This is a genomic window from Nonomuraea antri, from assembly GCF_013283785.1.
GTDB lineage: Bacteria > Actinomycetota > Actinomycetes > Streptosporangiales > Streptosporangiaceae > Nonomuraea > Nonomuraea antri.
Window position 1 is genome coordinate 1 of record NZ_JABCPZ010000145.1, and the last position, 19,705, is coordinate 19,705.

A 19,705-nucleotide genomic window follows, 5' to 3' on the forward strand; every position below is an offset into this window, starting at 1 on the left:
AGCCTGCGGACCTTGACCGGTTGTGTCACCGGGCCTCCCAACTGCTGGAACGAGCGTGATCAGCTCATCCAACCGGCAGGACCGTCCTACACGCCAACCCGGTGATCATTTCCGGTCACAGCACTAGTGCGAGGTACTGCTGCCCTCTTGCCCTCTTGCCCTCTTGCCGACTCCAAACGACGCGAACCAGGCGAGCCCCCTGCGTGTCGTTAATCCTCCCCCGGCGACCGATCGGGCGTCATCGTCCTCGTAGGTGGCGCACTGCTGATCCTCCTCGGCGAAGGCGGCTCCACCATCCTGAGTCCGGGTTAGGTGCAAGACGAAGACCAGAACGGCCCGATCACGGACTCGGCGGTCTCGTCAACCTGTGGCCGGCCAGGCGGTCGGACATGATGAGTAGGCTGGTGACCGGCGCAGGGCGATCTGGGTCTCCTCCTTGCCTCAGGCAAGCTTTGGCTTCACTGGGTCGGCGCGAACTTGGCGAGGTCCCACCGCATCGCAGCGATCCCCTGGATATTGGTGTCCACGGTAGATCGGACCATAGAGCCGCGACCGCCTCTCCATCCGACAGGTCGTCAAAGCCTGCAGACCACCACTGTGGCGAACATGCCTGGCGGTACCAGCCGCCCAGCACACACATGTCTGCGAAGGTCTGTGGGGACAGCCTGCGCTGCCGACGTACGTTCAGAAACACCGTCCAACGGGATCATCTCCCACAACCAGTAGCGCCAGCCGCTTGGGAGGTTCACGCCCCGAACCAGTGGCCGACGGATTGCCCAATGCCAGCATCGGTAGGGTCTTGGCCATCCTGTAGACGACTGTCAGGACCTCCCCGCTACGCCTCGTTGCCAAGATCAATATCGGCGACGATGCTCATACGGCCGTGAGCGTGATTCGCCGTGGCCTACTCGTCCGTTCGAATTGAGCTCTTGACGCCGATGCTCTCCGTCCGAGAAGGACTTTCGATTTACCACATATGTGCCTGTGGATGCCCTTGCGTCCGATTCAACCTAACGATAGGAATGCTTGCATCCTTCCGGTAGATTGACCTATGACTATCGTGACCTTGGCAAGAGCGAGGGTGTCCCGGTTTCACGGGAGGTCGAGTTGGGATCCGTCCGCGATTCACTTGAACTACTCTTCCGGTATGACAGGTTTTCGGATGTCCCGATTGGTGGCGGTGGGTTCGGACAAATCTGGAAAGCCCACGACCGCCTTTTCGATCTTCCTGTTGCGATCAAGACGATAAACGAGGCGTCGGCATGGCGGATGGGTACCAGTGCGAAGCGTTCCTTCGTCAAGGAGGCGCAGGCCGGCGCCCGGCTGGGCAGAAGATCGCGAAATATCGTCAAAGTGTTCGACTTGGGCATGGCTGAAGATATTCCATATTTCACTATGGAGTGGATCGAGCCACGCTCCGGTCATCATGGTATCGATATCTCGCAAGACATGGGGCGCTGCACTCTGGTGCGGGCAAAGAGTATAATCTTCGATGTTCTGGATGCATTAGTCGTCGCGCACGAGAACAAGGTAGTGCATAGCGATATCGCCCCATGGAATATCGTCTATGACCCGTCGGAACAGATCTTCAAGCTGTCCGATTTTGGCCTGCTGAAAATTATGCAGGGCGCCATAATCAGCCAGGGGAGTGGGAGTCTCTTGGTGGGTGGTCGGGCAGACTTCTTCCCGCGCGACGTGCGCAGCGGCGTGGAAGAAATCTCCTACGCTTCTGATGTCTACGCGCTGGCAGTTACCCTCCGCACTCTCGTGGAGGGCGCAGGATGCCTGACCGAGAACGGAGGCGCCATGCTGCCGACGCCGGGGGCGATTCGGGTGCGGCACGAGGGGGGCCGAGACGCGCCACCCCAGCTCACCAATCTGCTGCTTCGATTCATCGATAGCCACACATCGAAAGACACGGTGCAGGAATTCCGGGATATGTTGCAGCGGGTGCCAAGTTAGGACGCGAATCATGACCGACAAGAGAGCGATTTGCTTCATCCCGTCCGGTGAGATGCTGCGGCTGCATCCCATCGACCATTGGCTGCGGCGGTTCGCCGAGTTCACCCAGCGGAACGCAACTGAGATCGTGCTTCCTGCAGTCGGTCTCTCGGGCCCGCTCTTCAGCTCGGCGGTCAGTCCCGTCCCCAAGACCTATGACAGGTCGAACCTGCTGCCGCATTGGATACGCACCTCCCGGGACATCATGGGCGAGGACGCCGTGATCTGGGGCAACATCGTCGTAGAGCTCGGCTTCCTGCAAAACGAGGCACTCTGGCTGATCGATCAGTTCGGAGATCCACTGTCGCAGGTCTGCATGGTGAACCCCGCCGTGCAGGGAATCATCGGCGATCTGGTCGCCGAGATGCTCGAAAACGGCTTGGACGGCGTCGTGCTCGACATCACCGACGCCTACCCGAATTCCTCCTCGGAGGGCCGGGTGGGGTTCATCATGCACTGCTATTGCGACTACTGCATGGACTCGCTCCGCATGAAGAACTTCCGAGAGCCGCGCGAAGTATTCTTTACCGAGCCGCTGCTTAGTCAACTCGTCCTGAACAAGACCGATACCGGAGTAGGCCATATCGATCCGCCACAGGAATGGTTGGACGGCCGAGACACGACAAATCTGGTAGCTCTCGCCGTGGCCAGGCAGTTCGTCAACGAAGACGCCGATGGTCTACAGGCCGCAGCCTTGCGGCTGCTGTCGTACATGCGTGCGCGCGTCGCTGTTACGGCGGACGCTGTGCGGGCGGTTCTCTCGCCGGCGCGGACGATGAGCAAGCGGACTGCGGTTGTCCTGGGCGATTACAAGGCGGACCTCAGCCAGCTGGTGACGCTGCCCGCGCTGGAATTGGCCAAGAGCGCTGACGAATACTGGCTACCGTTCATCCCCGAACGAAGCAAAGTCCCTGGTGACTGGCGAGCCATCCAGTTCCTCGCGGGCCGATCGACGTACTACTTCAACGCCTTCTTCGAGGTGGTTGAGGAAGCCTCCTTGCGGATGGTCCAGCTGGGACCACAGGATTTCCTGGGCGATCTCCTGCGAACCTCAAAGTCGCTGATGAATAACTATCTCGGAGCCGGTGCCGTCTATGCGACGGGCAAGTTCGAGCATTTTGAGGGATTCGCCGGTGTGCCGCTGAACCAGGACGACCACATCGAGTTGGTCGAGGAGCTGACCAGGACCATCACCGGTGACGTGCTCCCACCGGGGCTGCTTGAGCGGTTCCGCATCGAAACGGCGGACCGCCCCGGCAGCCACTGAAGCTCCGTCGACTTCGGTATCCTCCTCAAGGGGATGATAAGGCGGTGGCATTCGCACTTGGTGACCACGGCTGACCGGTTCGACCTGAAGGCGGAAAGTCGATGGTTCTATCTTGCCCCTGACCAGTAGTCTTTCCATCGAGACACCTCCGGTCGGCGTCCTTGGTGGATCAGCACCGCCTTCCTCCGAGGCGACCTGGGGTAGCTTCCCGGGGCCGACCAACGTCGTGGCGTGATGCGCCATTTCGTTCGGTGCTGACCGCGCAGCAGGTCGCCACGTACTGACTCGGCGACGGAAGGGGCAGTCTGAGGGACGCCACTCCTTACGACGTCTCGCGCGCGATCGCCGGTGAAGTCCTACCGATCTACGGCATTCCAGTCGACACGAAGCCAGGGCGCAAGGAGCCTGTGGCTGTGCTGGCGAGCCGGCCCCCACGGGGAAGATGTTCTTCGTCACGGTGCACGGGCACTGTGGTGCAGCCGAAGTACCGCAACCTGGCGAAGACCACTGGGCACTGCCTGTACGAGATAGAGGGCGATCACCGCGATTGCGCCTTCGTGGTCGGCTACAGCGGCGTCGTGCGGTCCAGCGTGAGCGTGCTAACGAACGTGGGCCAACCGGTCGACAACGTCGGCGGCCGGAGACCAGCCTGGAACCAGCCGATAAGCAGATCTGCCGATGTGTTCATCACCAGGCCGGTGTGCATCCCGACAGGACACGGCCGTGCACGGGGGAGACGCAGGAGTCGGGGGCTCAACGGCCGGGGTGAGCGTGCCCAGCCCTGTCGGCGGCGGTCTGCAACGCCGTAGCCGAGATCGTGTGACGGGGAGCGGGATGGGCCACGCCCGTCCGAGGGCTAGCCGGCGAGTGACAGCAGTGATACCCGGGAAACTCTGCGTGACCACTGCGCGTCACTTGTATATCCAGCACGTGAACCTCGCCCCCGGAGGAGCTCACATGACGCGTAACGGACTGATGCGGCTGCTCTTCGCCCTCCTGCTCATCCCCACCGGCATGGTTCTCCTGCTCCTGGCCGGCGATGCGCAGCAGGGCCCGATGGCCCTGCTCGGTGCGCTGGGCGGCGCGTTCATCGTGGCCGGCATCGTGGCGGCCTTCCGCGAGATCGCCCTCGTACGCTCGGAGAGCGCCGACACCGCCAAGGACATCGCCACCCAGCTCCACGCCCAGTTGCAGCAGCCCATCGGGATCCGGCTCCAGTCGCCGGTGCGGCGCGGCTACGACGGCTACTACCAGTGGGCGATCTCCACGGACCCGGGGAAGCTGTTCTTCGCCGGCCGCTCGGTCCTGCACCGCATCGACGCCGACTTCACCCGGCGCAGGCTGCCCGACGTCGAGGAAGTGCTCGTGCGCAAGCTGGAGGAGGGGTCGGAGATCCGCATCCTGTTCCTGGACCCGCGTTCCGACCTGGTGCCCCGGCTGGCCAAGGAGGAGGGCCAGCAGGACCGTCAGATGCTCTCCGACATCGGGGTGTCGCTGGACGTCTGCGAGCGCCTGTACCGCCTGCTGCAGACCAAGCCGGTGCCGCCCAGGGCGCAGTTGCACATCAGGGTGTACGACGAGGTCCCGCACTTCGCCTATCACCGCGACAACGACCAGGTGATCGTGGGCTTCTACTTCGCCACGGCGCTCGGGTCCGCGTCGGCGGCGTTCGAGGTCATCGACACGCAGAGCCAGGGGTTCTTCGAAGGCCACTTCACCTCGATCTTCGAGCGGGCCTCCCAGGGGCGCATCCTGGAGGTGTCGCCGCACGGGCCGAACCCGCACTTCAACACCGCGCTGGTGAACGACCTCCGCAAGGCGATCGGCAACCCGTAGCGGTCACTTGCCCGGTCGCCACAGCCGGCCGGTGGTCAGGTCGAGGTGGTAGGTGCGTTCCGTGTCGTAGCCGCGTACCAGGAAGTCGCCCTGCTTCGTCCAGCCGAGCCCGACGTCGAGGAAGTCGTCGCCGGGGAACGCGGGCGTGACGGCGGACAGTCGCGCGCCGGTACGCGGGTCGTAGGTCTCCACCCGCATCTCGTGACCGCGGATGACGACGAAGCGCCGGCCGTCCGCGCGCAGGTGGTAGGTGTCGTCGGGGGCGTCCTTGATCTTTCGCTGGGTGAGGCTCATGCGCCGCTTCCCGGCGGCGTCGAACACGATCACGTCGGTGCCGGTCGAGGCCACAATCCCGCTCGCGTTGAGGTCGTGGACCTGCCGGACGTCCGGGAGCCGCAGGGTGTCCCAGGTCTTCGTGTCGATGATCTGCGCGCCGTCGCCGGACAGGGCGACGTACCGGTTCTGGCCGGCGAAGGTGGGCGTGGGGACGTCGGCGTCGGCGAGCCTGCCGGTGAGCGGACGGATGCCGTCGCGATCCTGGCGGACCATGCGGCGATCGCGGCCGTCCAGGTACACCACGGCCTTGCCGTCGGGACTGACGCGCAGCGGAGCCGCTCGCGGCGCGCCGCCCTTGCCGATGAGGTACGTCGCGGCCTGCGGGAACGGCTCGCCGTTCACCTGCCACGACCGGCACGGCTCGTCGGCGTAGTAGCGCCAGGCGCAGGTGGGCGGGGCGATTCTCTCGATCTCGCCGAACATCGCCATTCCCACGTAGAGCGGCCTGGGCATCGTGTATTCCGGCAGTTCCGCCGGCGCCGCCTTGATGGGCACGAGCAGCGCCCCGCACAATACGATCGCCGTTCCCGACAGATAGCAGCCGCGTGCCGTCCACGAATTTCTTTTCGCCGCGAGCCCCGAAACCGCCGTCGCCGCGATGACCACGGCCGCGGCATGCGCGAGCAGTTCTCCGTCGACGCCCTGATCCACCAGCGTGAAACCGGTGGACGCCAGCGCCGCGCCGAGCGCCAGACGCCATGCCGTGCGGTAAATCAGTTCCCGCCGGCCATGACGTTCTCCCACGGAGAATGGCAGGCCGCGCAATACCGACGGCGCGCACCAGCCGAGAACCAGGTAGAACAGGTCATCGGTGAAACCGGTCAGCGGAGCGGCGACCGCGAGGCTGATCAGCCGCCATCGGCGCAGACCGACGAAGTGCTCGACGACCAGCGCGGCGTTCGCCGGGGTGAGCGTGACTCCGGTCGTCGCGGCGAACCAGGTGAGCTGCTCCCTGGTCACCGGGACGAACGCGGCCAGCACCGTGAGTGCGGCGGCCACCCAGGAGATGGTCATCACGAGGTGCCACCATATATGGTTTCACCTCATGACTCCGGATGAATTGTTGCGGCAATTCGGCGTCGCCGATTGGCGGGCCGAACGGCTGCGATTGCACATCCTGTTCTGGAGTTGCGTGTGGATTGTCGTCATGGCTTCGATGTTGTCGTTGACCGGGTCGGTGACCCCGCACATCCGATGGGACGTGCACGACGCGAATATGGGCTGGGTGAACGACGACGGCGTCCTGTCCACCGTCATTCTCATCGAGGTGGAGAACGAGGGTGGCGTTCCCGTCACGATCAGTGAAATCTCCGCCGACATTCCCGGCCTTCGCTTTCTCCCGCCCGACGAGACGGACGATCGGACCGCCGAGGTCACCGTGGCGGCCGGTGAACGCGGAAGCTTGAAGCGGCACGTCGTCATCACCGACTGCACGGCGGTGCCGTACGAACCGCGGCCGGTCCGCTTCGCCTACAGCACCTGGGCGAACTCGGGGGAGGCGCAGGTGGTCTGGGGTTCGCCGAGGTTCAACACCAACGAAAGCACCAACGAAAGTACCAACGGACGCGCCGGCGAAAGCACCTACGAACGCGCCGGCGAAAGCGCCGTCGCCTGGCAGAGCGCGATCGCCGTCACCGCCTGCCAGCAGGCGATGAGGTGGTGACGATCCCCATCTTCCGAGGGAAAGGTCTTCCCGCATGTCACCGATCACCAAGGTCGCCACAGGCCTGGTCCTCGCCTTCGGCGCGCTCCGGATCAACGGCTTCGACCTGCTGATCGACCCGGTGGGGTGGTGGTTGTGCGTGGCCGGGCTGTCGTCGTTGCGGCGCTCGCCTGCCGACGCGTTCGGCGTGGCCAGGGGCTTCGCGATCGCGATGATCTGCGTCTCGACCCTCGGGTTGCTGGGGGCGCTGCAGGGTGTCAGCGCGCTCGCCGGCACGCTGGGCGGGCTGGTCACCGTCTGGCTGATCGCGGACGCCGTCATCCGCAGAATCCGTCCCGAGGGCGAGGACTTCTTGGCCACGCTCCTGGACGTGCTGCGCTGGGCCGTGGCCGGGCTGGGCGCGCTCGGCCTGGTGGCCGGGTACGGGCTCGTGCCCATGGGCATCGTGGTCGTCGTCGCCTGGTTCGTGGCGCTCGTGGCCCTGATCGCCGTGCTCTACCGCGTGGCCGGCCTGCCCTGCCTGGGAGGGGATCAGCGGCCGTTCAACGACGGCCGAGGAGCGCCGGCCTGAGCTCCATCCAGGCGCGTACCTCGTCGGCCAGCGCGGCGGAGGCGAGCCGCGGCACGCAGTCCCGCACCTCGTGCAGCTGGTTGCGCAGCCGTCGCGCCGTCCTGATCCCCGCGGGGCCAGGCCGGGCCGCACACAGGCGAACCGCTTCGGCGTACGTGACGGGCAGCACGGTCAGCCACCGCTGCACCGCCGCGTCCAGTTCGCCGGGTTCGGCCGCCGATGCGAGGATCGCGACGATCACCCGGACGGCCGCCTCGTCGGCGGGCCACACGCCCCGCTCGGCGGCTGCCCGGTCGAGTGCCAGGCCGAGCGCCGGCCAGCCCGCCCGGCGGCCGTCGAGCGCGCGCCGTTCGACGACGTGGCGCAGGTAGCCCCACCAGCCGGCGCGCTCGGGCCCCGGCTCGGGCTCGCGTGCGTCCAGCCAGGCCGCGCGTGCGGCGTCGGAGAGGGTCAGCAGGTGGGCCGCCTGGTCGCGGAAGGCCCGCTCCCGGTGCACGAACCGCTCCCACACCGGACGGCTCTGCGGCCCGAGGATCTTCAGTACCGTCCCGGCCGGCTCGCCCTGCCCGGCCTCCTCCTCGTCCGTCACGACGAGGAGGCCCATGCCGGAGTCGGGCTGCCAGTAGTGCGCGCAGCCGACGGGGGACGACCCGCGCTCCTCCAGCTCGAACCCGCGCGCCGTCACGGCCGCCCGCAGATCGGCGAAGTCCAGCCGGGCGCGGAACCGGCCGTAGTGCGGCACCAGGACGTGGTCGGAGTCCACCAGCCACGGCAGCCGGTGGGTCTGCGCGCCGAAGTGCACCACCTCCCACGGCCGCCCGGCCCCGTCCCGCTGCCAGCCGAACTCGACCAGCCCGAAGTCGCAGTTCAGACGATGGCCGTCGGGCTCGGCCGACAGGTCACGCCCGAGCACCGCCTCGACCTCCGCCAATGCGCTGGTGTGGTCGAGGCCCAGCACGGTGCCGGTGGTCACCAGATCGGCGAAGAAGTCGAGATCGCGCACGGCGACCATGGTGCCGCACCTTCGTTCGCGGAAGAAGCGTGAAGAAGAATGCGCTGGTTCGCCAAGTAGGGGGTGTGAGCCACCGAAGACCAACGATGACGACCGCCGCGAACGCAGGCCGCCGCGCGGGACGTACCCGAAAGGCGGGGGAGGACGCGTGAGCGCACTGTGGGACGTGAGCGACCCACCACCCCGAGCCGACCCCACACCCCGAGCCGACCTCCCACCGCGGGCCGACCTCTCACCCCGACCCGACTCCCCGCCCCGAGCCGAAGCCGGGGCGCGAGAGGCGGAGGACGCGCGGCTGATCGAGGAGTCGCTGAGCACCCCGGAACGCTTCGCGGCGCTCTATGACCGCTATTCCCCGGAGATCCACCGCTACGTCGCCGGTCGGCTCGGCACACAGGCCGCCGACGACCTGACCGCGGAGATCTTCCTCGCCGCCTTCCACGGCCGGGCCGGGTTCGACGGGCGGCGCGGGATCGTCCGCGGCTGGCTGTACGGCATCGCCACCCACCAGGTCGCCCAGCACCGCAAGAGCGAGTCGCGCCTGCTGCGCACGCTTCAGCGGGCGCCGCTGGCGGGCGAGGCCGAGTCCGGGCACGAGGACCTGGTGGCCGGCCGGGTCGTCGCCGCGAGCATGCGGGGGCGGCTCGCGGCGGCCCTGGCCGCGATCCCGGACGCCGACCGCGACGTGCTGGTCCTCGTCGCGCTGGCCGGGCTCGGCTACGAGGAGATCGCCCAGGCACTCGACATCCCGGCGGGCACCGTCGGATCCCGGCTGAACCGGGCGCGCAAGAAACTGCGAGCCGCACTCGGCGGCGTCAACCCCATGTTCGGAGACGCAGATGGATGACATGAACGCGATCCGCGACCTGCTCTCGGCCCCGCCGGCCAGGCCCGAGGTGATCGAGGCCGGCCGCGCCAGACTCGCCACCGCTTTCGACCCCACCCCGCTCAGGAGCCTCGAGATGCCCGATCAGCCGTCCCACCTGGCCACGAGAAGAAGTACGGCCAAGAGGAAGACCGCCAGGTGGGCCGCGCTTGGCACCGGCCTGCTCGGCGCGGCGGCGGCCGTGACGCTGCTGATGACCTCGGGCGCGCCGCCGGTCACCCCCGACGCGTCCACCTCGGCGTCGGCTCCGCTGCGGCTGTCGGCCAAGGACGTCCTGCTGGCAGCAGCGTCCTCGGTGGCCACCTCCCGGACGGACGGCGCGTACTGGGTCAGGAGAGCCGTCACCGGCAAGCAACGCCAGGAACCGGGCGGACGGTACACGCTGCAGCTCACGACGGCGAGAGAGGCCTGGATGTCACCGGGCTCGGACGAGCCCATGTGGTGGATCAACCAGGAACTGGGCGCCAAGCCCGCGACACCGGAGGACGAGCGGGCCTGGCGAGCGGCCGGCTCCCCGACGACCTGGACCTACCCCGGCAAGACGGTCACCAGGGACGGCAAGCCCTTCGTCGAGGTGCCCGAGATCACCCTGCGCGGCGGCCCGGGCGAGCGCGTGGCCACTCGCGACGCCAGCGGCAAGGCGATGACCCTGCTGGGCCGGCCGATGCGGGCGGATGAACTGGCCGAACTGCCCACCACTCCGGAGGCGCTGCGCGAGTACCTGAAGGACATCGTCACCACGGCCTACGGCGCAGAGCGGATCGACCTGGACGCCGAACTCTTCGCGGCCGGGGTCAAGCTGACCATGAACTACCCGGTGTCACCGCAGGTGCAGGCGGCCGCGTACCGCATGCTCGCCGCGCTGCCCGGCGTGACGGCGCTGGGTGAGGTGACCGACCCGCTCGGCCGCGCCGGCCAGGCGGTGAGCAGCGGAATGCGCCGCGGCGGCGAGCTCACCTTCGTGGTGGACGCCGGCACCGGGCAGCCGCTGGCGCTGCTGTCAACGATCAAGAACGGCGGCGCGGAGCACCGCTCCTACGAGGCGATCAAGCAGGCGGGCTGGACCGACGAGCGGCCCGACCTGCCGGCCGAACGCCGCTGACCTTACAGACCCCGACTCACCCTGCTGCCCGGCCCACCCCAGAGGGGCCGGGCAGCAGGAGGTTCAGTTGTAGCGGTAGAGCTGGGTGGAGACCAGCCGGTCCTCGTTGAACAGCGACGCGCGGTACATGCTGATCGCCAGGTTGCCGTGCTCGGCCTTGCCGCAGGTGTTCTCCCCGGCGAGCTGGTGGATCTCGAAGCGCGCTGTCGGGTCGCCGCCGACGAAGTACTCGGCGCGGGCCTGGAACTTGTCGGCGCTGGTGTCGCAGGCGAAGATGAACGTCTTGCGCTCGCCGAAGCACACGCTGGCGCCGCGCGCCGAGGTGCAGACCTTGGCGCGGGCCCGGGCGGTGGCGGGGGTCACGCGGGTGTCGCGCTTGACCGGGTGTTCGGTGACGTTGCGTACGGTCTTCCAGCGGCCGACCTTGATCAGCCGGTCGCCGCTGTAGATCGCGGCGCGGAACGTCACGACCTTGCCGATCTGGTGGGTGCCGCGGATCTCGCCGGCCCGGCCGAGGTTGTGGATGACGTACTTGGTGCCGAGGTAGCCGTTCAGGAAGTACTCGACGGCGGCGTGGCCGTGGCCGCGCGCGGTGTCTTCGACCCAGATGCCGGGCCGGTCGCTGCCGTCGGGGCCCACGCACACTTCCGCGCCCTTGACGCTGAGGCATTCGGGGTCGCCGTCCTGGTCGTTCTTCGCGGACGCGGCAGCCGAGGTCACCGCGGGCGGCGCGGTGACGGGCGCCTGCGCGGCGAGAACCCCGGCGGCGGGCGCGGCGGTTGTTCTGGCAGGGGCACTCCGGTGGATCTCGACGCTCGCTGCGGCACCCTCGGCGCTCAGTACGGCGGTCATCATGGCGACCACCGCGATGAATTTGCGGCCTAAAACCACTTCGACCTCTCCAACCTCATGAGTCACACGGTTTCGATGAAGGGTGTGACGCTCATGAACGCGCAGTGGTTCCGAATTCGACCGTTATGGCACGGCGATCGTTATCATCGGCGGGCGGTCACCGGGCCAGATAGTCCCGGCTCTCCTCCCGGTTCAGGCAGAGGATCACCACGCAGGAGATCGTGAGCCCGAGCAGCGTGCCGAGCGACGAAGGGCCGACCGCCACGTCCGCCAGCAGGTTGTACAGGTAGCCGAGGGCGTTGATCCCCATCAGCACGACGAGCGAGAAGCGGACCCACCGCTGCCGGCTGCCGATCAGCAGGGTCAGGGCCAGCGTGGCGGCGAAGAAGCCGACGTGCCAGGCGAGGTAGAGGTAGACGACGCCAGGTACGTCCGACCAGTCGACGTCGGGCACGGCGCTGAGCCCGGCGACGATGAGGAGGCCCGCCAGGGCCATCAGGGCGATGTCGATCCAGAGCAGCGCCCGGGCGGTGCGTACCGACCCGGGCATGGGCATGGGCGTGGAGTCGTAGGTGGTCATGCGATCCTCGCAGACGAGGCGTTGAGGGGGTGACACGGTCACAACCGCGTTGCTGCAGACCGTAGACATCGCCGCCCGCGGAAGACGTCCCGTATGCCCCTTGGGTATCCGTTTGAACCCCGGCGACCCCCGCCTGGCGCGCCCTCCCGGCATACGCCACCATTGGCGCCATGCTGGACGTACTCGCGACCGTGCTCACCATCCTCGCCCTGGCGCTGAACGGCCTGATGGCGGGCGTGTTCTTCGCGTTCTCGACGGCGGTGATGCCCGGACTCGACGCGGCCGGCGCCGACCACGCCGCCGCCTCGATGCGCGGCATCAACCAGAAGATCCTGAACCCGCGGTTCCTGTCGACGTTCACGCTGGCGCCGGTCGCCTCGCTGGCCGGCGGCGTGCTCATGCTGATCGCCGGGCGCACCGCGCCCGCCATCGCGCTGCTCGCCGCCGCGCTGGTCTACTTCCTCGGCTCGATCGTGGTCACCGCGGTGGTGAACGTCCCGATGAACAACGCGATCGACGCGGGCGACCTGGAGTGGACGGCCTACCGGCCGCGCTGGACCCGCTGGAACACCCTGCGCGGCTGGGCCTCGACGGCGGCGCTCGTCCTCATCGGCGTGGGCCTCCACCTCAGCCAGTGATCGGTACGGCGGCGGCCGTACCGATCACCGGGCGTCACATGTTGATCATGTGCCCCGCGAGGCCGTGGATCGCTTCCTTGACCGCCTCGCCCAGCGTCGGGTGCGCGTGGACGTTGCGCGCCACCTCGTGCACGGTCAGGTCCCACTGCTGGGCCAGGGTCAGCTCGGGCAGCAGCTCGGTCACCTCGGGCCCGATCAGGTGCGCGCCCAGCAGCTCGCCGTACTTGGCGTCGCTGACGATCTTCACGAAGCCGGCGGTGTCGCCCAGGCCGTGCGCCTTGCCGTTCGCGGTGAAGGGGAACTTGACGACCTTCACGTCGTGGCCCAGCTCGCGGGCCTGCGCCTCGGTGTAGCCGAAGCTGGCCACCTGCGGCTGGCAGTACGTGGCCCGGGGGATCATCACGTAGTCGAGCTCCATGGTCTCGGCGTTGCCGATCGTCTCGGCCGCGATGATGCCCATGGACTCAGCCGCGTGCGCCAGCATGAGCTTGGCCGTCACGTCGCCGATGGCGAAGATGTGGGGGACGTTCGTCCGGCAGCGGCCGTCGACGGCGATCGCGCCGCGGTCGGTGAGCTGCACGCCGGTCTTCTCCAGGCCGTAGCCGTCGACGCGCGGCTGGAAGCCGATCGCCTGCATCACCTTGTCGGCCTCGAGCACCTCGGTCTGGCCGTTACGGGTGACGGTGACCTTGACCGACGAGCCGTTGTCCTCGATCCCGTCGACCCGGGTCGAGGTGAGCACCTCGATGCCGAGCCGCTTGTACCGCTTGGCCAGCTCGGCGGAGACCTCTTCGTCCTCCAGCGGGACGATCCGGTCGAGGAACTCCACGATCGTCACCTTGACGCCGTAGTTGTGCAGCACGTACGCGAACTCCACGCCGATCGCGCCCGCGCCCGCGATGATGATGCTGCGCGGCAGGTCCTCGGTCATGATCTGCTCTTCGTACGTCACGACACGCTCGGACAACTGGGTGCCCGGGATGAGCCGCGTCGTGGCGCCGGCGGCGATGATGCAGTGCGAGAACGTGATGGTCTCGCCGTTCACCTGGAGCGTGTTGGCGTCCAGGAACGTGCCGCGGCCGTCGTACTCGGTGATGGCGTTCTTCTTCATCAGGTAGTGAACGCCCTTGACGCGGCCGTCGGCCACCTTGCGGCTGCGCTGGAACGCCGCGCCGTAGTCGAAGGTGACCTCACCGCTGATGCCGAACGTCTTGGCCTCGTTGTGGAAGATGTGGGCCAGCTCGGCATTGCGCAGCAGCGCCTTGGACGGGATGCAGCCCACGTTCAGGCAGACGCCACCCCAGTACTTCTCCTCGACGACCGCGGTACGCAGCCCGAGCTGGGCAGCGCGGACAGCGGCCGTATATCCCCCCGGACCCGCGCCGAGAACGACGACGTCATAGTGAGTGCTCATGTCTCGGACCATACCGCCCGGCCGATGCCCACCTGACCCTAGACCTCCACCTTGTACGACAGCGCCAGCTCGTCCGCCGGCACCCCGCGAATCCCCCAGTTGACCTTGGGCATCTCGATAATGGTGATTTCCAGGTCATCGGGGTCGAAGCCGGTTTTCTCATACATCGACCGGATCAATGCCCGCTTGGCGTCGTCACTGCGGCCGGTGAAACAGATCACTTCCACGATCAGGTAGTTCTCGCTCCGCTGCGGGCAGACGAGGTCGTCGGCGTCGAGCAACAGGAACCGGTGGAACCGCTTCTCCTCCGGCAGCCCCCACGCGCTCACCAGCGACGCGTGCAACAGATCGGACACCTCACGCTGGCGGCCCGCCCACACGTCACGACGCCCGTAAATCTTCAGTTGAGCCATGTGGGCCACTATAGGAGGCGTGATTCGCGTACTCCTCGCCGACGACGAAGCCATGATGCGCGCCGGCGTCAAGGCCATTCTCGCCTCCGACCCGTCGCTGGAGGTGGTGGCCGAGGCGGGCGACGGCAGGCAGGCGGTCGACCTGGCGATCAGCCACCGTCCCGACGTGGCGCTGCTCGACATCCGCATGCCCAGGCTCGACGGCCTGGCCGCGGCCGCCGAGCTGCGCAGGGTCGCGCCAGACACGGCCGTGGTGATGCTGACCACGTTCGGCGAGGACGACTACATCGCCAAGGCGCTCGACCTCGGGGCCAGCGGCTTCCTGCTCAAGTCGGGCGACCCGCGCGAGCTCATCGCCGGGGTGCACGCGGTGGCGGGCGGCGCGGCGTACCTGTCGCCCAAGGTCGCCCAGCGCGTCATCACCCAGCTCGCCGGCGGCAGGATGGCCAGGGGCGCGCAGGCGCGCGACCGCATCGAGGGGCTCACCGAGCGCGAGCGCGAGGTGCTCGCGCTGCTCGGCGCCGGCCTGTCGAACGCCGAGATAGCCCGCCGCCTGCACATCGTCGAGGGCACGGTGAAGGCGTACGTGAGCTCCATTCTCACCACGCTGGCCGTGCGCAACAGGGTGCAGGCCGCGATCATCGCCTACGAAGCCGGATTGGTAGCCTGACCTGTGATGTATCGCCTCTTGTTCACGCAGGTCCTGCGGCGGCTCGACGCCGAGGCCGTGCACCATAAGACCGTCTCGGGCCTCGCGGTCCTGGCCAGGCTGCCGTTGGTCAAGCGGCTGCTGCACCGGGCGCTCGCGCCGCACGACCCCGCGCTGCGGATCTCCGCCTTCGGGGTGCACTTCCCCGGGCCGCTCGGCCTGGCCGCCGGCTTCGACAAGGACGCCGCCTGCGCCGAGGGCATCGCCGCGCTCGGGTTCGGCCACGTCGAGGTGGGCACGATCACCGCGCACCCGCAGCCGGGCAACCCGCGGCCGCGGCTGTTCCGGCTGGTGCCCGAGCGGGCCGTGATCAACCGTATGGGCTTCAACAACGCCGGCGCCTCCGCCGCCGCGCGCAGGCTGCGCCGTACCAGGGGCGTGCCCGTGGTGGTCGGCGTGAACATCGGCAAGACCAAGGTGGTGCCGGAGTCCGAGGCGGTGGCCGACTACGTGGCCTCGGCCAAGGAGCTCGCGCCGCTGGCCGACTACCTGGTGGTCAACGTCAGCTCGCCCAACACGCCCGGCCTGCGCAACCTGCAGGCGGTCTCGCTGCTGCGCCCGCTGCTCACCGCGGTCAAGCAGGTCGCAGACACCACGCCACGGCGCACCCCGCTGCTCGTCAAGATCGCCCCCGACCTGGCCGACGAGGACGTCGACGCCGTCGCCGACCTGGCCGTGGAGCTGGGCCTCGACGGCATCATCGCGACCAACACCACGATCAGGCACGGCGGCGAGACGGGCGGGTTGTCCGGCCGTCCGCTCAAGGAACGCTCGCTGGAGGTCCTGCGCCGGCTGCGCGCCAAGGTCGGCGACCGGATCACGCTGGTCTCGGCCGGCGGGGTCGAGGACGTCGACGACGTCTGGGAGCGCCTGCTGGCCGGCGCCACCCTGGTGCAGGGCTACACCGGCTGGATCTACGGCGGCCCGCTGTGGCCCTCGCGCATCCACCGCCAGCTCTCCCGCCGGGTACGCCGCCACGGCCTGAAGTCGATCACCGAGGTCATCGGCCGCACCGCCTAGGGTGAGACGGGTGATCACAGAAGCCGCACTCACCCCCGAAATACGCATGCGCCCGGTCACCGAGGACGACGCCGCGGCCCTGCTCGACGCCTACGTACGCAACCAGAGCCATCTCAAGCGCTGGGAACCCCGCAGGAACGCCGCGTTCTACACACTCGAAGGCCAGGCCGCGAGGCTGAAGACGATGGTGGAGCGGCAGCGCGCGGAGGAGCTGGCCGCCTGGCTGCTCTTCGACGGCGACAGGGTCGTGGGCGCCGCCACGCTCAACTCCGTCGTCTACGGCCCCTTCCGCAACGCCAGCCTGGGTTACTGGCTGGACGCCGGCTACACCGGCCGCGGCCTGGCCACCAGGGCGGCGCGCGAGGCGCTGCGCGCCGCCGACGAGGACCTGAACCTGCACCGGGTGGAGGCGAGCACCCTGCCCGACAACGTCGCGTCGCGGCGGGTGCTCGCCAAGGTGGGGTTCGTCCAGATCGGCAGCGCGCCGAACTACCTGCACATCGACGGGGCCTGGCAGGACTGCCTGATCTTCCAGACCATCCTGAACGACCGCCCCGCCCTGTAAGACCGGCCCGCCCTGTAAGGCCGGGCTCAGACGCTCGGGCGGGTCGACTCCGCGTCGTGCGTCATCGCCTCGAGCTTCTCCATCATCCCGGCGATGGGCACGACGCTCGGCCGGTGCGGACGGCGGCGCTGCCACGGGTGCGGCCCGGCCGCCGGCCGGTACTCCACGCCGATCGCGTCGAGCCGGCCGAGGTGCCGGTCGAGCCTGGCGGCGAAGTCGTCGCCGGCCGCGCCCGCCCAGCCCAGCTCGGCCACCGCGCAGGAGCGCGGCCACAGCCGGTAGTCCACGGTGCGCGGGTCGGAGACGCGCTCGGTCCACAGCTGCGCCTGCACGCCGGCCACGCGGGCCCGCTCCGCCTCGCTCCACTCGGCCGGGGCCGGGCTGAACGCGGCCACGTCGGAGACGCTGGTCGCGTCGCCGATGGCCATCGGCTCGTCCGCCGAGGACGCCTCGGCGTAGTCGAAGTAGAGCGGGAACACCGGCGTGGCCACCACGTCGTGCCCGGCCGCCGCGGCCCGGCGGCCGACGCCCATGCCGCGCCACGGCATCACCACGGTGTCCTCGCGCAGCCCGCCGGCGACGAACGCCTCGTCCCACACGACCGCCCGCGCCCCGCGCTCGGCCAGCGCGTCGGCGAGCCGGCGCAGGAACCACGCCTGCAGCTCGGACGCGCTGGACAGGCCCAGCGAGTCGCGGAAGGCGATGATCTCCGCGGCCTCGTTCCAGTGGTCGAGCACCACCTCGTCGCCGCCGATGTGCACGAACGGCGTCTCGCCGAGCGCGCCGATCAGCTCGTCGAAGATCGTGGTCAGGAACTCGATCGTGGGCGGCAGCGGCGACAGGATCGCGGGGGAGATGCCCCACCTGTCGAGCACGTCGTAGCGCTCGCCGGTGGCGCCGAAGGCCGGGTAGGCGGCCAGGATCGCCGAGGCGTGCCCCGGCACGTCGATCTCCGGCACCACGGTGACGCACCTGGCGCGGGCGTAGGCGCCGATCTCGGCCAGGTCGTCGAGCGTGTAGTAGCCGCCGTGCGGGATGTCGTCGTAGCTCTCCGGCTCCTTGTAGTAGTTGGTCGCCGTCCGCGGCCGGTGCGAGGAGACCTCGTGCAGCAGCGGGTACGCCTTGCTCTCCACCCGCCAGCCCTGGTCGTCGACCAGATGCAGATGCAACCGGTTCATCTTGTGCATCGCCATCAGGTCGATCAGCCGCAGCACCTCACGCTTGGTGGAGAAATGCCGGGCCACGTCCAGGTGCAGGCCACGCCAGGAGAAACGGGGCGCGTCCTCGATCCGCACGCCAGGGACGAGCCAAGACGCGCGGGTGGAAAACCGGTAGGAGGCGTCGGGCAGCAACTGGTGCAACGACTGGGCCGCGTAGAACGCCCCGGCGCGCCCGCCGGCGGTGATCTCGATGCCCCGCGACCCCACGGTCAGCCGGTACGCCTCCGGGCCGAGCCCGGGGTCCTGCCTGATGTCGATGTCACCGGAGTCACCTGGACGCAGGTCGAGCGGGGCCAGCGCGAGGCGTACCGCGTCGACGAGCTCGGCGGGGCCGGAAACCACCGCACCGGTGGACAATTCGTAGGAGCCGGAGAGGTCATTGAGCAACTCTGGGCGAGGAATCATGCTTTGAGATAGTGCTGCAATCCGTTCGCCAACGCCACTGCGATCTTCTGGCGGAACCGCGGGTCCTGGAACTTGGCCGCCTCACCGGCGTTCTTCATGTTGCCGCACTCGATGAAGATCTTCGGGACCGTGGAGAGGTTGAGCCCGCCCAGGTCGTTGCGGTAGCTGAGGGCCTTGCTGCCGATGTACGTCGAGTACGGCAGCCCGGTGCCCTTGGCGAACGCGGCCCGCACGGACAGCCCGAGCTTGTTCGACTCGCCCACCACCGGGTCGACCGGCCCGTTGATCTTCTTCGGGATGATCACGTGGAAGCCGTGGTTGGCCGGGGCCGAGCCGTCGGCGTGCACCGAGATGGCGGCGTCGGCCTTGGCCTTGTTGCCGATCGCGGCGCGCTCGGTGATGCACGGGCCGACGCCGTCGTTGGTCTTCCTGGTCAGCTCGACCGTGGCGCCCCGGCTGCGCAGGATCTTGACCATCCGGTTCGAGACGTCCCAGGTGAAGGCCGCCTCGGGATAGCCGTTGGCGGTCTGCGTGCCGGTCGTGTCGCAGGCCTTCTTCTGGGTCAGGACGTCGACCTGCCGGTTGATGGCCTTCGGGTTGCGGAAGTTGCCCCCGTTGTGCCCCGGGTCGATGACGATGACCTTGCCTTCGAGCGGTTTCGCCTTCGGCGGTGCGGCGACCGGCGCCGGAGCGCTGCTCGTCGTCGCGGCCTGACCCGCCGGGGCGTCGCCGGAGCCGGGGCTTGAGCCGAGGCCGGTGCCGGCGCCGCCGCACGCGGAGGCGATCAGGCCGCAGACGGCGAGTACGGAGGCCGAGAGAGCACGCATGGCCACCAACTTACGTCAAGGCGCGCGCCGGGACCCCGCGGTCCGCCTCGCTGAGGCGTGCCTCACTCGGAAGAGCCTCACCAGACGTGCTCGCCGATCTCCTGACGCTGGAGCAGCGCGGCCAGCTCCCGCGCGTCCTCGGCGTCCAGGCCGAGGACGACGCGGGGCCTGCCCCACGGATGGTCGAGGGAGTGGGCGACGTAGCTCGCCACCGATTCGGCCCCGACGTCGGTGCCCCGCCCCCGGCCCGCGCGCCAGTGCGCCCAGGCGCGTTCGAGCTCGGCCGCCGCGCGCTGGGCGCAGGACACCAGTTCCGGATCACGCATGGCTGTCCCCCCGGATCAGATCGTGACCGAACCGAATTCGGCCACAATTAGCATGACCCTGA

The 19,705-nt window shown here is 68.5% G+C and carries 20 protein-coding genes; 11 read left to right on the forward strand and 9 right to left on the reverse strand.

Translation table 11 applies throughout. The annotated features are described in order from the left end of the window. Positions 1-1,044 precede the first annotated feature (1,044 nt). The 3 genes from HII36_RS35545 (at position 1,045) to HII36_RS35555 (ending at position 5,104) form a co-directional block, all read left to right on the forward strand. Positions 1,045-1,962, forward strand: coding sequence for a serine/threonine-protein kinase (locus HII36_RS35545; protein WP_173527703.1), 918 nt, complete (start codon positions 1,045-1,047; stop codon positions 1,960-1,962). 10 nt (positions 1,963-1,972) lie between these two features. After that, positions 1,973-3,268, forward strand: a complete 1,296-nt coding sequence (locus HII36_RS35550; protein WP_173527704.1) for a hypothetical protein — start codon at positions 1,973-1,975, stop codon at positions 3,266-3,268. A gap of 957 nt (positions 3,269-4,225) precedes the next feature. Next, a complete protein-coding gene (locus tag HII36_RS35555; protein ID WP_173527705.1) occupies positions 4,226-5,104 on the forward strand; it encodes a DUF5919 domain-containing protein in 879 nt (292 codons plus the stop codon). A gap of 3 nt (positions 5,105-5,107) precedes the next feature. Here the strand turns inward: HII36_RS35555 and HII36_RS35560 are convergent, their stop codons facing one another. Continuing rightward, positions 5,108-6,457, reverse strand: coding sequence for a hypothetical protein (locus HII36_RS35560; RefSeq protein ID WP_173527706.1), 1,350 nt, complete (start codon positions 6,455-6,457; stop codon positions 5,108-5,110). Between the two features lie 28 nt (positions 6,458-6,485). Here HII36_RS35560 and HII36_RS35565 point away from each other — a divergent pair, with 28 nt between their 5' ends. Both HII36_RS35565 and HII36_RS35570 read left to right on the forward strand, forming a co-directional pair. Continuing rightward, on the forward strand, positions 6,486-7,103 hold the full coding sequence (locus HII36_RS35565) for a hypothetical protein (protein WP_173527707.1): 618 nt from the start codon (positions 6,486-6,488) through the stop codon (positions 7,101-7,103). A 34-nt stretch (positions 7,104-7,137) separates the two neighbouring features. Next, the gene (locus HII36_RS35570) at positions 7,138-7,674 is read left to right on the forward strand and encodes a hypothetical protein (protein WP_173527708.1); all 537 of its coding nucleotides are present in this window, start codon (positions 7,138-7,140) and stop codon (positions 7,672-7,674) included. Here HII36_RS35570 and HII36_RS35575 read toward each other — a convergent pair. Further along, positions 7,646-8,686 (reverse strand): hypothetical protein, encoded by a 1,041-nt coding sequence (locus HII36_RS35575; RefSeq protein WP_173527709.1) that lies wholly within the window; start codon positions 8,684-8,686, stop codon positions 7,646-7,648. The two genes, HII36_RS35570 and HII36_RS35575, sit on opposite strands and share 29 nt — an antisense overlap. Positions 8,687-8,834: 148 nt before the next feature. Here HII36_RS35575 and HII36_RS35580 point away from each other — a divergent pair, with 148 nt between their 5' ends. Both HII36_RS35580 and HII36_RS35585 read left to right on the forward strand, forming a co-directional pair. Then, positions 8,835-9,533 (forward strand): RNA polymerase sigma factor, encoded by a 699-nt coding sequence (locus HII36_RS35580; protein ID WP_328808028.1) that lies wholly within the window; start codon positions 8,835-8,837, stop codon positions 9,531-9,533. After that, on the forward strand, positions 9,526-10,674 hold the full coding sequence (locus tag HII36_RS35585) for a CU044_5270 family protein (RefSeq protein WP_173527711.1): 1,149 nt from the start codon (positions 9,526-9,528) through the stop codon (positions 10,672-10,674). Before HII36_RS35580 ends, HII36_RS35585 begins: the two co-directional genes overlap by 8 nt. 63 nt (positions 10,675-10,737) lie before the next feature. On the opposite strand, the gene HII36_RS35590 is transcribed toward HII36_RS35585, so the two are convergent. Further along, the gene (locus tag HII36_RS35590) at positions 10,738-11,529 is read right to left on the reverse strand and encodes a hypothetical protein (protein ID WP_173527712.1); all 792 of its coding nucleotides are present in this window, start codon (positions 11,527-11,529) and stop codon (positions 10,738-10,740) included. Between the two features lie 154 nt (positions 11,530-11,683). After that, positions 11,684-12,106 carry a hypothetical protein gene (locus tag HII36_RS35595; RefSeq protein ID WP_173527713.1) on the reverse strand — a complete coding sequence of 141 codons (423 nt, stop codon included), beginning with the start codon at positions 12,104-12,106 and terminating at the stop codon, positions 11,684-11,686. A 170-nt stretch (positions 12,107-12,276) separates the two neighbouring features. On the opposite strand from HII36_RS35595, the gene HII36_RS35600 reads away from it, so the two are divergent. Then, positions 12,277-12,744, forward strand: a complete 468-nt coding sequence (locus HII36_RS35600; RefSeq protein WP_173527714.1) for an anthrone oxygenase family protein — start codon at positions 12,277-12,279, stop codon at positions 12,742-12,744. Between the two features lie 34 nt (positions 12,745-12,778). On the opposite strand, the gene lpdA is transcribed toward HII36_RS35600, so the two are convergent. Continuing rightward, entirely contained in the window at positions 12,779-14,158 is a 1,380-nt protein-coding gene (lpdA, locus tag HII36_RS35605; RefSeq protein WP_173527715.1) for a dihydrolipoyl dehydrogenase, read from the reverse strand. A gap of 38 nt (positions 14,159-14,196) precedes the next feature. Continuing rightward, a complete protein-coding gene (locus tag HII36_RS35610) occupies positions 14,197-14,571 on the reverse strand; it encodes a tautomerase family protein (protein ID WP_173527716.1) in 375 nt (124 codons plus the stop codon). 19 nt (positions 14,572-14,590) lie between these two features. On the opposite strand from HII36_RS35610, the gene HII36_RS35615 reads away from it, so the two are divergent. From HII36_RS35615 to HII36_RS35625, 3 genes are read left to right on the forward strand one after another with little or no spacing between them, the layout of a single operon-like run. Further along, a complete protein-coding gene (locus HII36_RS35615) occupies positions 14,591-15,241 on the forward strand; it encodes a response regulator (RefSeq protein WP_173527717.1) in 651 nt (216 codons plus the stop codon). 6 nt (positions 15,242-15,247) lie between these two features. Next, complete coding sequence (locus HII36_RS35620; protein WP_173527718.1) at positions 15,248-16,300, forward strand: quinone-dependent dihydroorotate dehydrogenase; 1,053 nt, start codon at positions 15,248-15,250, stop codon at positions 16,298-16,300. Positions 16,301-16,310: 10 nt separating this feature from the next. Further along, positions 16,311-16,865 carry a GNAT family N-acetyltransferase gene (locus HII36_RS35625; protein WP_328808029.1) on the forward strand — a complete coding sequence of 185 codons (555 nt, stop codon included), beginning with the start codon at positions 16,311-16,313 and terminating at the stop codon, positions 16,863-16,865. Positions 16,866-16,891: 26 nt separating this feature from the next. Here the strand turns inward: HII36_RS35625 and HII36_RS35630 are convergent, their stop codons facing one another. The 3 genes from HII36_RS35630 to HII36_RS35640 form a co-directional block, all read right to left on the reverse strand. Further along, the gene (locus HII36_RS35630; RefSeq protein WP_173527719.1) at positions 16,892-18,490 is read right to left on the reverse strand and encodes a beta-N-acetylhexosaminidase; all 1,599 of its coding nucleotides are present in this window, start codon (positions 18,488-18,490) and stop codon (positions 16,892-16,894) included. Next, on the reverse strand, positions 18,487-19,317 hold the full coding sequence (locus tag HII36_RS35635) for an N-acetylmuramoyl-L-alanine amidase (protein ID WP_173527720.1): 831 nt from the start codon (positions 19,315-19,317) through the stop codon (positions 18,487-18,489). The genes HII36_RS35630 and HII36_RS35635 overlap by 4 nt, the downstream gene beginning before the upstream one ends. A gap of 77 nt (positions 19,318-19,394) precedes the next feature. Continuing rightward, positions 19,395-19,643, reverse strand: a complete 249-nt coding sequence (locus tag HII36_RS35640) for a hypothetical protein (protein WP_173527721.1) — start codon at positions 19,641-19,643, stop codon at positions 19,395-19,397. Positions 19,644-19,705 lie beyond the last annotated feature (62 nt).